This window comes from Planococcus halocryophilus (genome assembly GCF_022489025.1).
GTDB classification, from domain to species: domain Bacteria; phylum Bacillota; class Bacilli; order Bacillales_A; family Planococcaceae; genus Planococcus; species Planococcus halocryophilus_A.
The window spans coordinates 1-604 of sequence record NZ_JAKVTG010000045.1; the positions used below are offsets into that span (position 1 = coordinate 1).

Consider the following 604-nt stretch of genomic DNA (forward strand, 5'->3'; position numbering starts at 1 on the left):
ATTGTAGTCACGAACACTGAGATGAAAAACAACTTTGCTCTGATTGCCAAAGGCAACCTTCGCAAAAGTCGTTCTCGCACCGAGGTGCTCGTGACGTCTTTCGTTGACGTTTTGCTGTTCAGTTTTCAAGGTTCAAGTGTTTAAAAATTATGGAGCGGGTGGGGGGAATCGAACCCCCATCATCAGCTTGGAAGGCTGAGGTTTTACCACTAAACTACACCCGCGTTATTATATAAGGTTGAGAAAATATGGTGCGCCCGAGAGGACTCGAACCTCTAACCGCTTGATTCGTAGTCAAGTACTCTATCCAATTGAGCTACGGGCGCATTAGAGATTATATGGTGCGGCCGAGAAGAGTCGAACTTCCACGGGATTTCTCCCACTAGGCCCTCAACCTAGCGCGTCTGCCATTCCGCCACGACCGCTCGAATTAATTTTAGGGACAAATTCTATTATACTGCATCTTCATTTTAATGTCAATGAGAAATTAGAATTTCTAATTCATTGTCGTTTCGGTTTAATAATAATGGCTGGGGTACCTGGATTCGAACCAGGGCATGACGGGATCAAAACCCGTTGCCTTACCGCTTGGCTATACCCCAAT

The 604-nt window shown here is 45.7% G+C and carries 4 tRNA genes; all 4 read right to left on the minus strand.

What is annotated here, in order from left to right:
* Window positions 1–150 precede the first annotated feature (150 nt).
* The 4 genes from MLE13_RS17900 to MLE13_RS17915 all read right to left on the minus strand — a co-directional run bounded on the left by MLE13_RS17900 (window position 151) and on the right by MLE13_RS17915 (window position 602).
* Window positions 151–224, minus strand: a tRNA-Gly gene (locus MLE13_RS17900).
* A 25-nt stretch (window positions 225–249) separates the two neighbouring features.
* A tRNA-Arg gene (locus tag MLE13_RS17905) sits at window positions 250–326 on the minus strand.
* 13 nt (window positions 327–339) lie between these two features.
* A tRNA-Leu gene (locus tag MLE13_RS17910) sits at window positions 340–425 on the minus strand.
* Window positions 426–527: 102 nt separating this feature from the next.
* Window positions 528–602, minus strand: a tRNA-Gln gene (locus MLE13_RS17915).
* Window positions 603–604 lie beyond the last annotated feature (2 nt).